The sequence below is a fragment of the Pedococcus sp. 2YAF34 genome (assembly GCF_052114585.1).
Taxonomy (GTDB): Bacteria; Actinomycetota; Actinomycetes; order Actinomycetales; family Dermatophilaceae; genus Pedococcus.
The window spans coordinates 46,164-59,887 of record NZ_JBFRFA010000015.1 but is presented as its reverse complement, the minus strand read 5'-3'; the positions used below and the strand labels follow the sequence as shown (position 1 = coordinate 59,887).

General features: G+C 70.8%; 12 protein-coding genes. All 12 read left to right on the top strand.

Features of this window, described 5'->3' with window-relative positions; genetic code table 11:
* Positions 1–73: 73 nt before the first annotated feature.
* The 12 genes from AB4Z02_RS10220 (at position 74) to AB4Z02_RS10165 (ending at position 13,723) form a co-directional block, all read left to right on the top strand.
* Complete coding sequence (locus AB4Z02_RS10220) at positions 74–865, top strand: ABC transporter ATP-binding protein (RefSeq protein WP_441970742.1); 792 nt, start codon at positions 74–76, stop codon at positions 863–865.
* On the top strand, positions 858–1,604 hold the full coding sequence (locus tag AB4Z02_RS10215; protein WP_441970741.1) for an ABC transporter ATP-binding protein: 747 nt from the start codon (positions 858–860) through the stop codon (positions 1,602–1,604). The genes AB4Z02_RS10220 and AB4Z02_RS10215 overlap by 8 nt, the downstream gene beginning before the upstream one ends.
* 47 nt (positions 1,605–1,651) lie before the next feature.
* A complete protein-coding gene (locus AB4Z02_RS10210; RefSeq protein WP_441970739.1) occupies positions 1,652–2,896 on the top strand; it encodes an ABC transporter substrate-binding protein in 1,245 nt (414 codons plus the stop codon).
* A gap of 130 nt (positions 2,897–3,026) precedes the next feature.
* Positions 3,027–3,899 (top strand): branched-chain amino acid ABC transporter permease, encoded by an 873-nt coding sequence (locus AB4Z02_RS10205; protein ID WP_056883119.1) that lies wholly within the window; start codon positions 3,027–3,029, stop codon positions 3,897–3,899.
* The gene (locus tag AB4Z02_RS10200; RefSeq protein WP_441970737.1) at positions 3,896–4,924 is read left to right on the top strand and encodes a branched-chain amino acid ABC transporter permease; all 1,029 of its coding nucleotides are present in this window, start codon (positions 3,896–3,898) and stop codon (positions 4,922–4,924) included. The genes AB4Z02_RS10205 and AB4Z02_RS10200 overlap by 4 nt, the downstream gene beginning before the upstream one ends.
* A 78-nt stretch (positions 4,925–5,002) precedes the next feature.
* The gene (locus AB4Z02_RS10195; protein WP_441970735.1) at positions 5,003–5,779 is read left to right on the top strand and encodes a MerR family transcriptional regulator; all 777 of its coding nucleotides are present in this window, start codon (positions 5,003–5,005) and stop codon (positions 5,777–5,779) included.
* A 383-nt stretch (positions 5,780–6,162) separates the two neighbouring features.
* Positions 6,163–7,857 carry an ABC transporter substrate-binding protein gene (locus tag AB4Z02_RS10190; RefSeq protein WP_441970733.1) on the top strand — a complete coding sequence of 565 codons (1,695 nt, stop codon included), beginning with the start codon at positions 6,163–6,165 and terminating at the stop codon, positions 7,855–7,857.
* Between the two features lie 5 nt (positions 7,858–7,862).
* A complete protein-coding gene (locus AB4Z02_RS10185) occupies positions 7,863–8,819 on the top strand; it encodes an ABC transporter permease (RefSeq protein WP_056883121.1) in 957 nt (318 codons plus the stop codon).
* On the top strand, positions 8,816–9,733 hold the full coding sequence (locus AB4Z02_RS10180; RefSeq protein WP_082590245.1) for an ABC transporter permease: 918 nt from the start codon (positions 8,816–8,818) through the stop codon (positions 9,731–9,733). Before AB4Z02_RS10185 ends, AB4Z02_RS10180 begins: the two co-directional genes overlap by 4 nt.
* Positions 9,730–10,833, top strand: coding sequence for an ABC transporter ATP-binding protein (locus AB4Z02_RS10175; protein WP_441970731.1), 1,104 nt, complete (start codon positions 9,730–9,732; stop codon positions 10,831–10,833). Before AB4Z02_RS10180 ends, AB4Z02_RS10175 begins: the two co-directional genes overlap by 4 nt.
* A complete protein-coding gene (locus AB4Z02_RS10170; RefSeq protein WP_082590249.1) occupies positions 10,830–11,942 on the top strand; it encodes an ABC transporter ATP-binding protein in 1,113 nt (370 codons plus the stop codon). Before AB4Z02_RS10175 ends, AB4Z02_RS10170 begins: the two co-directional genes overlap by 4 nt.
* Positions 11,939–13,723 (top strand): gamma-glutamyltransferase family protein, encoded by a 1,785-nt coding sequence (locus AB4Z02_RS10165; RefSeq protein ID WP_056883122.1) that lies wholly within the window; start codon positions 11,939–11,941, stop codon positions 13,721–13,723. Before AB4Z02_RS10170 ends, AB4Z02_RS10165 begins: the two co-directional genes overlap by 4 nt.
* Position 13,724 lies beyond the last annotated feature (1 nt).

Sequence of the window (13,724 nt, the reverse complement as noted above, 5' to 3'; positions counted from 1 at the left end):
TGCCCGGCCCTAGGGTTCTGCAGAACCGCGACGGCGCCCGCTGCCTCGCACCCAGCCGCACGAGGAGGTGCCGGTGCCCACCCAGGCCAGCCCCGAGGCGTCAGGTGCAGGAGCGCTGCTCGAGACCCGTGACCTGACCAAGGAGTTCCGCGGCTTCCGTGCCGTCTCCGACGTCAACCTGCGCGTCGTCGACGGCACCGTCCACGCCCTGGTGGGTCCCAACGGCGCAGGCAAGACGACGCTGTTCAACCTGCTCACCGGCTTCCTCGCGCCGACGTCGGGGGAGATCCGCCTCGGTGACCGTGAGATCACCGGTATGCAGCCCGAGCAGATCGCGCACCTCGGCATCGCCCGCTCGTTCCAGATCACCAGCCTCTTCGACCAGATGAGCGTGGTCGACCACGTCGAGCTCGCGCTGGCCTCCCCGACCGGCCTGGGCTACCGCTTCTGGCGCTCCTCCAAGCAGATGCGACAGTTCCGCGACCGCGCCACCGAGCTGCTCGACCAGGTGGGGCTGGCCGACCGCTCCGGCGCCGCTGCCGGTTCCCTAGCCTACGGCCAGAAGCGGGCGCTCGAGCTGGCGCTCGCGCTCGCCCTGGACCCCAAGCTGCTGCTGCTCGACGAGCCCACGGCCGGCATGGGGCTCGAGGACGTCGACCGCACCATCGCCCTCGTCAAGAAGGTGTCCGAGGGCCGCACCGTCGTGTTCGTCGACCACAACATGCACGTCGTCGGCTCGCTGGCCGACACCGTGACCGTCCTGCAGTCCGGTCAGGTCCTCGCCGAGGGCACCTACGACCAGGTGCGCAACGACGAGAAGGTCATCACCGCCTACCTCGGACAGGCCGGAGAACAGCATGTCTGACCACGTCGCCCAGGGCTCCCCGAACGCAAAGGGCTCCCAGCACGTCCTCGAGGTCGCCGGGCTTTCCGCCTGGTACGGCGAGGCGAAGGTGCTCAGCGATGTCGACCTTCGCGTCGAGCCCGGCGAGGTCGTGACCCTCGTGGGGCGCAACGGCGCGGGCAAGACCACGCTGCTGCGCTCGGTGATGGGCCTGCACCGGTACGTCGAGGGCACCGTGTCGTGGGGTGGCTCGGACCTCGGCAAGTCCTCGCCGGACAAGCGGGCGCGGGCCGGCCTCGGCTGGGTGCCCGACGACCGCGGCATCTACGCGACGCTGACCGTCGCCGAGAACCTCACCCTCCCACCGGTGACGAGCAAGGCCGACGCCTGGAGCCTCGAGCAGGTCTACGAGCAGTTCCCCGTCCTGCACGAGCGCCGCGACTTCCCGGGGACCAAGCTCTCCGGCGGCGAGCAGCAGATGCTGGCCATCGCCCGCGTGCTGCGCATGGGGTCCCGGCTGCTGCTGCTCGACGAGCCCAGCGAGGGCCTCGCGCCGGTCATCGTCCAGCGCATCGGGGAGATCATCCGCCAGATCAAGGCCCAGGGCGTCTCGGTGCTGCTGGTCGAGCAGAACGTCACCTTCGCCTCCACCGTCGCCGACCGCCACTACCTGCTGGCCCAGGGCCGCGTCGTGGAGTCGCTCGACAACGACAGCTTCCAGTCCCGCACCACCGAGCTCCTCGAGTACCTCGGCATGTGACACCGCCACCCGTACGACCCGGCACGACCAACACCCCAGGAGGGGACATGCAGCGCAAGAAGACCCTGGCCTTGATGGCCACCGCCGTCAGCGGCAGCCTCGTGCTCGCCGCCTGTGGCGGAGGCGGCGGACCCGCCTCGAGCGGCGGCAAGATCAGTGACGGCAAGGTCGTCCTCGGCCTGCTCAACGACCAGTCCGGTGTCTACAAGGACCTGTCCGGCCCCAACTCCAAGGTCGCCATCGAGATGGCCGTCGCGGACTACAAGGCCAAGTACGGCGACAAGGCGGTGGCCAAGGACGTCGAGGTCGTCCAGGCCGACCACCAGAACAAGCCCGACATCGCCAACACCAAGGCGCAGGAGATGTACGACCGCGACAAGGCCGACATCATCCTCGACGTCCCCACGTCGTCCGCCGCGCTGGCGGTCGCGACCCAGGCCAAGGCGAAGAAGAAGCTCTTCATCGACATCGGCGCCGGCACCACCGCCCTGACCGGCGCCCAGTGCAACAAGTACACGTTCCACTGGGCCTACGACACCTACATGCTCGCCTCGGGCAATGGCGCGGCCACGGTGGAGTCCGGCGGCAAGAACTGGTCGATCGTCTACCCCGACTACGCCTTCGGCCAGGACATGACGAAGTCCTACAGCGCGGCCGTCGAGCGCGCCGGCGGCACGGTCCAGCAGAAGATCGCCACGCCGTTCCCCAACGACAACTACGCCACGTTCATCACCAAGGCCGCCGCGTCCAAGCCCGACGTCATCGGCATCATGGCCGCCGGTGGCGACCTGGTGAACTTTATCAAGCAGTTCAACCAGTCGGGTGTGGCCAGCACGACCAAGCTCGCCGTCGGCCTCATGTTCATCACCGACGTGCACAGCCTGGGTGTCGACCAGTTCAAGGGCACCACCTTCACCGACGCGTGGTACTGGAACTTCGACGCGCAGAACCGCGCCTGGGCCGACAAGTTCATGGCCAAGACCAAGGTGCGCCCGTCGTTCGCGCACGCCGGCAACTACTCCGCCGCGATGAACTACCTCGAGGCGGTCCAGGCCGCCGGCACCGACAAGAGCGACGACGTCGTCAAGCAGCTCGAGGGCAAGAAGATCAACGACATGTTCCTGCGCAACGGCGAGGTCCGTGCGGCCGACCACAACGTCGTCCACGACGTCTACCAGGTCAAGGTCAAGAGCAAGGACCAGGTCAAGGAGGAGTGGGACCTCGAGCAGGTCGTCAAGACGATCCCCGCCAACGAGGCCTACGCGCCCGCGTCGCCCGACTGCAAGATGTGACGTCCCGGCCCCGGCGGGACATCCCTCCCGCCGGGGCCGGCACCACCTCGCGTGCCGCCGAGCAGCCCGGTGCGCACATCCTGAGGCGCCACCCCGCCCGCCGACCGCCCCCCGACGAACCGGAAGAGCAATGACGGCTTTCATCCAGTACACCCTCCAGGGCCTCGCGCTCGGCGGGTTCTACGCGCTCGCCGCGCTCGGCCTGGCGGTGATCTTCGGCGTCCTCGGCGTGGTCAACTTCAGCCACGGCGCCTGCTACATGCTCGGCGCCGTCGGCGCGGCCGTCCTGCTCGACGCGACCGGGCTCGGCTTCTGGGCCGCCCTGCCGATCGTCACCGTGGCCATGTTCGTCTTCGGCGTCCTCATGGAGCGCCTGCTCGTGCGGTGGCTGCTGCGGCTCGACCCGCTCTACAACTTCCTGCTCACGTTCGGCATCACGCTCTTCCTCGTCGACCTGGTCAAGCGCCGCTACGGCGTCTCGTCGCTGGCCTACGAGCTGCCCGCCGGCCTCAAGGGCCGTGTCGACATCGGCAGCGTCTCGCTGTCGAGCTACCAGATCTTCGTGGCGGCGTTCTCGGTCGTCCTGTGCCTCGCCGTCTGGGTGCTGCTCACCCGCACCCGCATCGGCATGATCGTGCGGGCCGCCACCGAGGACGCCGAGCGCTCCCGCGCCCTGGGCATCAACGTCGGCCGCTGGGTCACCCCGGTGTTCGGCTTCGGTATCGCGCTCGCGGGCCTCGCGGGGGTGCTGCGGGCCCCGACCGGCTCGGTCAACGCCGACATGGGCAGCTTCTTCATCATCATCCTGTTCGCCGTCGTCGTCATCGGCGGCCTCGGGTCCATCCTCGGTGCGGTCGTGGCGGGGTTCCTCGTCGGGCTCGTCGAGGCCTACGGCCAGGGCTACGCGGGGTCGTTCAGCCAGGTGCTGATCTTCGTCCTCATGGCGGTGGTCATCCTGGTCCGGCCCTCGGGCCTGTTCGGTCGCGAGGAGGCCGCATCATGAGCCAGCAGCTGGTGTCCAAGGTCGATGTCGAGCTCCCCTCCGAGCCGTCGCTCACGGCGCGCCGCCCCTTCCTTCGCTGGGTGGGCCTCGCCGTGGGGCTGCTCGTGGTCCTCGCGCTGCCCTGGTACATCTACCCGCCCGTGGCCATGGACATCGCCGCGTGGGCGCTGTTCGCGATCTCGGTCGATCTCCTGCTCGGCTACACCGGCCTGCTGTCCTTCGGGCACGCCGCGTTCTGGGGCACGTCGGCATACACGACCGGGCTCATCGCCACCCACGTCGGCCTGCCCTTCCCGGTCGCGGTGCTCGGCGGTGCCATCGCCGCCATGCTCCTCGCGCTGCCGACCGGCTACCTCGCGGTGCGGCGCACCGGCATCTACTTCGCCATGGTGACCCTGGCGTTCGCGCAGATGGTCTACTTCATCGCCAACCAGTGGCGCGACGTCACCGGCGGCGAGAACGGCCTGCAGGGCATCCCCAAGAACCTCGGCGGGATGACGGACCTCATCAACAGCGACGCCTTCTACTTCTACTACGCCGCCATCCCGATCATCCTGCTCGGCGTCCTGCTCGCGTGGCGGATCGTCAACAGCCCGTTCGGCCGCGTGCTCGTCGCCATCCGCGACAACCCCGCCCGCGCGCGTGCCCTCGGCTACGACGTCGAGCGCTACAAGATCATGGTGTTCGTCCTGTCGGCAGGCCTCGCGGGCCTCGCGGGTGGCGTCTTCTCGGTCAGCCACGGGTTCGCCTCGCTGCAGGAGCTGGTCTGGACCACCTCCGGCAAGGTCGTGCTCGTCACCGTCCTCGGTGGCATCGGCACCCTGTGGGGCGGACCGGTCGGTGCTGCGCTCGTGGTCCTGCTCGAGGACCGGCTGGCCTCGTCCGGGTTCAACGGCATCGGCATCATCACCGGCGCGATCTTCGTCGTCATCGTCCTGGCGTTCCGCCACGGCATCTGGGGCACGGCCCGCAACGGCCTCGGCGCCTGGCTGCGCTCGCGCCGCCGGTCGCGCGAGGACGTCTGACCGACCCGCGGCGCCGCCCCCGCCTTCGGCAGGCGGGGTCTTGACCCTCACGCCACGGGAAGGGCCACAGTGGTCGACATGACCGATGGCACGCAGCTGACCACGCTCACCGTGGGCCAGGTGGCCGACCAGCTCGACCTCACGGTGCGCACCCTGCACCACTACGACGAGATCGGGCTCCTCCGGCCGAGCGAGCGCTCGCCGGCCGGCTACCGGCTCTACACCCCGGACGACCTCGCGCGCCTGCAGCACGTCGTGGTCTACCGGCGGCTGGGGTTCACCCTGGAGGAGATCGCCCTCCTCCTCGAGCACCCCGAGAGCGTGGCGCAGCACCTGCGTCGCCAACGCGCAGCGGTCATGTCCCGGCTGGACGAGATGCGCGACCTCGTCACGGCCATCGACCGAGCACTGGAGCGAGAGATGAACAACCAGCCAGCCACGCCCGACGACATGAAGGAGCTCTTCGGCGAGAAGTTCGAGGACGGCCAGCGGGAGGCCGAGCAGCGGTGGGGCGAGACCGAGCCGTGGAAGCAGTCGCAGGAGCGCACCAAGCACTACACCAAGGCCGACTGGGCCGAGGTGAAGGCTGAGACGGACGCCCTGCACAAGGCTTTCACCGATGCCATGGACTCGGGGGAGCCGTCCACGAGCGAGGCCGCGATGGACGCCGCCGAGATGCACCGGCAGCACATCACCAGCCGGTTCTACGACTGCTCGCCGGCGTTCCACCGCAACCTCGCAGACCTCTACACGAGCGACCCGCGCTACGAGGCGTCGTACGACGAGATCCGCCCCGGCATGTCCCGCTACGTGCGTGACGCGATCTACGCCAACGCCGACCGCCAGGAGGCCTGAGGCTTCCCCGGGACCCGCCACAGCGGCGGGACGGGTACGGCGCCGGCGCCCCTTCGAAGGGTGCCGGCGCCTTCGCGTGCGCGCCACGAAGGCGACTCGGGCTCGGGCGCTGGCTCGGCTCGCCACCGCACTTGTTGCCAGCCGATGGTCACGAGGGCCCGGGCAACGGCCTCTGGTGACGAGCTCCCGGCAACATGTGGATGGGTGTGGGTGACGGTCGGGCGGGTCCTGGGGTGCGTGGGTGACGGACGGGCGGGGCGTGGGGTGCCCGAGGGTGGTCCGGGGTGTCCGGATGGTGAAGAAAGTGCGCGCTCGCCCTTCTCCGTTGACTGTATACAGGATACGATCCTGCGAATCCGGCCCACACCCCCTGGGAGCGAACCATGACCATCCGCACCGTCCTGCGCCGCCCGCTCGAGCCCCACCCGCACCCGAACCCACGCGTCCGCCCACGCCACCTGGCACTCGTGGTCGCGCTGTCCCTCACCGCCGCCGGGTGCAGCGCCGTCCAGCCGTCGTCCGGCTCGGGCTCCCCCGCCTCCTCGGCGGCCACCGGACAGGACTCGTTCGGCGACCCGGCCTCGGCCGACCAGGTCAAGGACGGTGGCACCCTCGTGATGGCGCTGTCGGCCGAGCCGGACCAGCTCGACCCGGCCCTGTCGCGAAGCCTCTACTCCCGCTACGTGTTCCACGCCATGTGCCAGAAGCTCTACGACGTGGACCAGAACGCGAAGGTCGTGCCCCAGCTCGCGACCGCGCTGCCCACCACGAGCGCCGACGGCAAGACCGTCACCATCCCGGTGCGCGACGACATCCAGTTCGCGGACGGGACCCCCTTCAACGCCGAGGCCGTCAAGGCCACGATCGACCGCGAGCTCACCATCGAGGGGTCCGGCCGCAAGAGCGAGCTCGGCCCGATCGCCGACGTCACCGCCAAGGACAGCAAGACGGTCGTCGTCACCCTGTCCAAGCCGTTCGCCCCCCTGACCGCGGCGCTGACCGACCGGGCCGGGATGATCGTCAGCCCCAAGGCGGCCAAGGCGCTCGGTGACAAGTTCGCGACCGCGCCGGTGTGCATCGGTCCGTTCAAGTTCGCCAAGCGGGTCCCGCAGAACTCCATCGAGCTCGTCAAGGACCCCAAGTTCTACGACGCCGACAAGGTCCACTTCGACAAGGTGACCTACCGGATCATCACCGACGCCAGCATCCGGGCCGCCAACCTGCGCTCGGGTGACGTGCAGGTCGCCGACTCCCTCTCGGCGCAGGACGTCCCGGCGCTGCAGAAGGAGAAGAACCTGCAGGTGCTGCAGTCGCAGTCCCTCGGCTACCAGGGCGTGACGTTCAACATCGCCAACTCCGCGGGCATCGGCAACCCGCTCAAGCAGCTCGACACCCCCGAGGCGAAGGACCCGCGCATCCGTCAGGCCTTCGAGCTCGCGATCGACCGGGCGGGGCTGGTCAAGGTCGTCTTCAACGACTTCAACACCGTGGCCTGCTCGCCGATCTCGCCCAAGAGCGAGTTCTCCACCGAGGCGGCGCAGAAGTGCACGCCGCACGACCCTGCCAAGGCGAAGCAGCTGCTCAAGGAGGCGGGCGTCACCACGCCGGTGAAGATCCCCATGATCACCTCCAACAACCCCGACAGCCTGCGCCTCGCCCAGGCGCTGCAGTCGATGGTCAAGGAGGGCGGCTTCGACCTGCAGATCAAGCCGGTGGAGTACGCGTCGCTGCTCGACCAGCAGGACCGTGGCGACTTCTCCCTGCTCCAGCTCGGCTGGTCGGGCCGCATCGACCCGGACGCCAACATCACCAACTTCGTCGGCACCGGTGGCAGCCAGAACGTCGCAGGGTTCAGCGACAAGGCCGTCGATGCCCTGCTGGACAAGGCCCGCGAGTCGAACGACCTGGCTGAGCGCAAGGACCTCTACGGCCAGGTCGTCGACAAGCTGCACCAGAGCGACCCGCTGATCTACCTCTACCGCCAGCGCAACCTCACCGGGGTCTCGACGTCGGTCAAGGGCGTCCAGGTCTTCCCCGACGGCGTCGTGCGTCTCGGGTTCGCCGGGATGGCCAAGTAGCCGCCGTGCGCAGCTACCTGCTCAACCGGGCCTGGCAGTCGCTGGTGACCCTGGTCCTGGCCACCGTGGTCGTCTTCCTGGGCGTGCGCGCCCTCCCGGGGGACCCGGCCCTCGCCCTCGCGGGCGAGGACCGGACCCCGGAGGCCCTGGCCGCGATCCGGGAGCGCTACGGCCTCGACCAGCCCCTGCCGCTGCAGTTCTGGCACTTCGTCAGCAACGCGGCGCACGGTGACCTCGGCACCTCGGTGCGCACCGGCCAGAGCGTCAACGACATGCTGCGGACGGCGCTGCCCGTGACCCTCGAGCTGTCCCTGCTCGCCATCGCGATCGCCGTGGTGCTCGGTGTGGGTGCCGGTGTGGTGGCAGCGGTACGGCGCGGCCGGCCGGCCGAGTGGGTCGCCAACGCGTTCGCGCTGCTGGGCCTGTCCGTGCCGCACTTCTGGCTCGGCCTCATCGCGATCCTCTACCTGTCGGTCGCCACCGGGCTGTTCCCGGCCTCGGGCTTCGTGCCGCTGGGGGAGGACCCGGTCTCCAACCTGCACCACGTCATCCTGCCGGCCCTGATCCTCGGCACCGGGCTCTCGGCGGTGATCATGCGGCAGACGAGGTCCTCGATGCTCGACTCGCTGTCCACGGACTACGTGCGCACCGCCGAGGCGAAGGGCCTGCGCCCCAGCGTCGTCGTCCGACGGCACGCCCTGCGCAACAGCCTGATCGTCGTCGTCACCATCGTCGGCCTGCAGCTGGGAGGGCTCATCTCGGGTGCGGTCGTCACCGAGCAGATCTTCGGCCTGCCGGGCTTCGGGAAGATGACGATCGACGCCGTCTTCCAGCGCGACTACCCCGTCATCCAGGCCGTCGTGCTGGTGACGGCCACCGCGTACATCGTCATCAACTTCGCGGTCGACCTGCTCTACTCGATCATCGACCCGCGGGTCCGCGTCACCGGAGAGGCCTCATGAGCGTCGACACCGCCCTGCCGCCCGCGGCCTCGCCGGCGGACCCCGACCCGACCTCGGCGCCGAGACCCGAGGCTTCGCAAGGGTCGCGCGTCCTGCGCCGCCTGCGCCGCAACCCGCTCGCGCTCGTGAGCTTCGCCGTCCTGGCGGTCGCCATCGTGGTCGCGGTCCTCGCACCGTGGATCGCGCCGTACGCCCCTGAGCAGACCGACTTCGCCAACACCCTGGCGCCGCCCGGTACGGCGGGTCACGTCCTGGGGACCGACGACCTCGGGCGCGATGTGCTGTCGCGGATCATCCTCGGCAGCCGCGCGTCGCTGGAGGTGGCCGCGCTCGCGGTCTTCACCGCGCTGGTCATCGGCGTGCCGCTCGGCCTCGTCGCGGGCTACTTCCGTGCAGCCGACGCGGTCATCTCCCGGCTCACCGACCTGCTGCTGGCGTTCCCGTTCCTCATCCTTGCGGTCGGCTTCGCCGCCATCCGCGGGGCCAGCCTCGGCAACGCGGCGGTCGCCATCGGCATCGCCCAGATCCCAGGCGTCATCCGTGTGGTGCGCTCGGATGCTTTGCGGCTCAAGGGACTCGACTTCGTCGCGGCCGCGGTCGTCGACGGTGCGAGCGACCTGTGGGTGCTGCGGCGGCACATCCTGCCCAACGCCACGTCCGTGGTCCTCGTGCAGGCGACCGTGGCCATCCCTGCCGCGATCCTCGGCGAGGCGGTCCTGTCCTTCCTCGGGCTCGGTATCCAACCGCCCTCGCCGAGCCTCGGGACCATGCTCGCCAACGCCCAGCAGTTCGCGGCACGTGCCCCCTGGGCAGCCGTCCTGCCCGGCGTCGCGATCATGGTGCTGGCCCTGGCGTTCAACGTGTTCGGCGACAGCCTGCGCGACGCCCTCGACCCGAAGGCGAGCCGCCGATGACCGCCACCGCCACCACCGCCACACCTGACACCGGGACGGCCCCCGTCCTGGAGGTCGCAGGTCTCGGGGTCAGGTTCGCCACCGAGTCGGGGACCCTCTCGGCCGTCGACGGCGTCGACCTGAGCCTCGCGCCGGGTGAGATCGTCGGGATCGTCGGCGAGTCCGGCTGCGGTAAGTCCGTCACGGCGATGAGCCTGGCCGGACTGCTGCCCCGCAGCGCGAAGATCGAGGGCTCCGTCCGGTTGCTCGGCACCGAGCTCGTCGGCGCGAAGCCGGGTGTCCTGCGGGCTGCTCGCGGGCAGGACATCGCCTACATCTTCCAGGAGCCGATGAGCTCCCTGAACCCGGTCCTCACCGTCGGGCGGCAGATCACGGAGGTGCTGCAGGTCCACGAGAAGCTCTCCCGCAAGGAGGCGCTCGAGCGGGCGGTCGAGCTGCTGGGGGTCGTGGGAATCCCGTCGCCGCGCGAGCGCGTCAAGCACTACCCGCACCAGCTGTCGGGCGGCATGCGCCAGCGCGTGATGATCGCGATGGCCGTCGCCTGCCAGCCCAAGGTGCTGGTCGCCGACGAGCCGACCACAGCCCTCGACGTCACCGTGCAGGCCGGCATCCTCGACGTGCTGCGCGGCCTGCGCGACCGGTTCGGCACGAGCATCCTGGTCATCACCCACGACCTCGGCGTGATCGCCGACGTCGCAGACCGCGTGGTGGTCATGTACGCCGGCCGCGTCGTCGAGCGGGCCGGCGTCGACGAGCTCTTCGCCAGGCCGCAGCACCACTACACCTCCGGCCTGCTGTCCGCGTCGCCGACGCCGGGCCGGCACGCCGGGACGCACCGGCTGCAGGAGATCCCCGGCCTCGTGCCGGTGCTGTCCGAGCAGCCCGACGCCTGCACCTTCGCCGACCGCTGTCCGGCCGCGACGGACCGGTGCACCACGTCCCGGCCGGTCCTGGAGCCCGCCCGGGTGTCCGCCCCGGAACCGGCGCAGGGTCGACCGATGGGGCAGGGCGGCCCGGACGGCCTCGGCCGCGAGCACCTGGTCGCCTGCTGGCACCCCCGCGGGGACACCCCCCGCCTGACCCCGGAGGACCGCGCATGAGCACCGTCCCGACCCAGGGCGCCCCGCGCCCCGACGCGCCGGAGCAGGTGCACGACCAGCCGGTCGTCCTCGAGCTCGAGGACCTGGCCATGCACTACGGCCCGGTGAGGGCGGTCGACGGCGTCAGCCTGCAGATCCGGCGCGGCCAGGTGACCGCGCTCGTGGGCGAGAGCGGGTCCGGTAAGTCCACCGTCGGCCGCTGCATCGTGCGGCTGGTGGAGCCCACCGCTGGGGCTGTGCGCCTGGCCGGCGCCGATGTGACCCACCTGTCCCGGGGACAGATGCGCCAGCACCGCCGCGACGTCTCCATCGTGTTCCAGGACCCGGCGGGCTCGCTCGACCCCCGCATGCTGGTCGGTGACGTCATCGCAGAGCCGTTGCGGCTGCAGGGGTCCCGGCTCTCACGCCAGGAGCGTTCCCAGCGGGTGAGCGACGGCCTGCGTCGCGTGGGGCTGCGGCCCGAGGTGGCCAAGCGCTACCCGCACGAGCTCTCCGGTGGCCAGCGCCAGCGGGTGAGCATCGCGCGGGCGCTCATGTCCGAGCCGACGCTGCTCGTGGCCGACGAGCCGACCAGTGCGCTCGACGTGTCGGTGCAGGCGTCGGTGCTCAACCTGCTCGCCGACCTGCAGCGCGACATCGGCTTCGCGTGCCTGTTCATCACCCACGACCTGTCGGCGGTGGAGTACCTCGCCGACGACATCGCGGTGATGTACCTCGGGCAGCTGGTCGAGCAGGGCACACGGGAGGAGATCTTCGCCCACCCGCGGCACCCGTACACCCAGGCCCTCCTCGCGGCCGCGCCGGTGGCCGACCCCGCGAAGCAGCGGGCTCGGACCCCGGTCCTGCTCGGCGACGACCTTCCGTCGGCGATGGACCCGCCGTCGGGGTGCCGCTTCCACACCCGGTGCCCCGTCGCCGTACCCCGCTGTGCCGAGGAGGTGCCCACGCTGAGGAAGGTGGGGGGCGCGACCGTGGCCTGCCACCTCGTCGAGGACGATGGGACCGGCCCCGACATCCGCAGCGCCGCCGGCACGGTCGAGGCCGCCGGCACGGCTGCCCCGGCAGCCACTGCTCCCGAAACCGCAACCACGACAGGACGTCCCGCATGAGCTTCACCACCCGGCCGACGCTCGAGGGCACGTTCGGCATGGTCTCCTCGACGCACTGGATCGCCTCGCAGGCGGCCATGCGCGAGCTCGAGCTCGGGGGCAACGCCTTCGATGCGGCGGTCTGCGCCGGCTTCGTGCTGCAGGTCGTCGAGCCGCACCTCAACGGTCCCGGCGGCGACATGCCGGCGGTCATCGCCACGGCCGACGACCCGACGCCTCGGGTGCTCTGCGGCCAGGGCCCGGCGCCTGCCGGAGCGACCATCGAGCACTACCGGTCGGAGGGGCTCGACCTGGTGCCCGGATCCGGTCCCCTCGCGGCAGCGGTGCCCGGGGCGGTCGATGCCTGGCTGCTCATGCTCCGCGACCACGGCACCCGCTCGCTCGAGGACGTTCTCGCACCGGCCATCGGTTACGCCCGCCACGGCCACCCGCTCCTGGGCAGGGTGAGCTCGACCGTCGAGACGGTGCGCGACCTCTTCGAGGAGGACTGGCACACCTCGGCCGACCTGTGGCTGAAGGACGGCAGGGCTCCCGAGCCCGGCGCCCTCTTCAAGAACCCGAGGTGGGCCGACACACTCGACCGGCTGGTCGCCGAAGGCCGTGCCGCCGGGTCCACCCGGGAGGCGCAGGTCGACGGCGCCCGCAGGGCCTGGAGCGAGGGATTCGTCGCCGAGGCGGTGGATGCGTTCTCCCGCAAGGCGTTCCGTGACTCCAGCGGTGAGGCGCACGGCGGCCTCATCACCGGTGCGGACATGGCTGCGTTCAGCGCGACCTGGGAGGAGCCGGCCACGATCGAGTGGCGCGGCCACACCATCGCCAAGACCCGCGCCTGGGGTCAGGGGCCTGCGCTGCTCCAGACCCTGCGCACCCTCGACGCGCTCGGCGACCCGGCGGCCCTCGACCCGTCGACGGCCGCCGGCATCCACGCCGCGGCCGAGGTGCTCAAGCTCTCCTTCGCCGACCGCGAGGCGTGGTACGGCGACGTCGACGTTCCGCTGGAAACCCTTCTCTCGCAGGAGTATGCGGCCGAGCGCGCCGGGCTCGTGGGCGACACCGCGTCGCTCGAGCTGCGCCCAGGCAGCCCCGACGGGCGCGAGCCCGCCGTCGCGGCATACGTCCGTGGGGTGGGGGCTCCGCAGGCTGAGGGTGACGCCACCACGGGGGAGCCGACGGTGGCGCCCACGGGGGTGACCCGTGGCGACACGTGCCACGTCGACGTGGTCGACCGGTGGGGCAACATGGTCTCGGCGACTCCGAGCGGCGGCTGGCTGCAGAGCTCACCCACCATCCCCGAGCTCGGGTTCTGCCTCGGCAGCCGGATGCAGATGTTCTGGCTGGAGGAGGGGCTGCCGTCGTCGTTGGCGCCCGGTCGCCGTCCGCGCACGACGCTGACCCCGACCCTCGTGCTGCGAGACGGGTTGCCCTACATGGCCTGCGGCTCACCCGGCGGGGACCAGCAGGACCAGTGGCAGCTGGTGTTCCTGCTTCGCCACCTCGTGGGCGGCCAAGAGCTCCAGGACGCCATCGACGCGCCGTCATGGCACACCACGAGCTTCCCCGGGTCGTTCTACCCGCGGCAGAGCGAGCCCGGCGTAGTCGTCGCCGAGGACCGCGTCGGGGCCGACGTCATCGCCGGTCTGGAGTCCCGCGGTCACACCGTGCGTGTCTCCGACCCTTGGAGCCTGGGGCGCCTGTGCGCGGTGACCCGCGACGCCGGGACCGGGCTGCTCCGCGCCGGCGCGAACCCGCGAGGGATGCAGGGCTATGCCGTGGGGCGCTGAG